Raw genomic sequence first — 279 nt, 5'->3', positions numbered from 1 at the left:
GGGATCGAAGAGCAGCACGCGACCGTGCAGTGCGCGGAAACCGGCGGTGAGCTGCCAGTTCTCACCCTTGATGTCGTGGACGATCGCGGAACCCGGCCAGGCAAACAGCGAAGGCACCACCAGGCCGACACCCTTCCCCGAACGGGTGGGAGCAAAGCACAGAACATGCTCGGGTCCGTCGTGGCGCAGGTAGTGGAGATCGTAGCGTCCAAGCACGACGCCGTCGGCGCCAAGCAGGCCAGCCGCCTCCACTTCCCTCCTGCCGGCCCATCGAGCCGA

1 protein-coding gene is annotated in these 279 nt (G+C 66.7%); it reads right to left on the bottom strand.

The genetic code is table 11. From position 1 onward, the window contains the following. A partial coding sequence (locus EN807_RS35065; RefSeq protein ID WP_189522724.1) for a type IV secretory system conjugative DNA transfer family protein occupies positions 1 to 279 on the bottom strand: 279 nt, incomplete at both ends.

It is taken from the genome of Mesorhizobium sp. M5C.F.Ca.ET.164.01.1.1 (assembly GCF_004792125.1).
Classification (GTDB): Bacteria; Pseudomonadota; Alphaproteobacteria; order Rhizobiales; family Rhizobiaceae; genus Mesorhizobium; species Mesorhizobium wenxiniae.
This window is presented reverse-complemented; position numbering and strand designations above follow the sequence as displayed.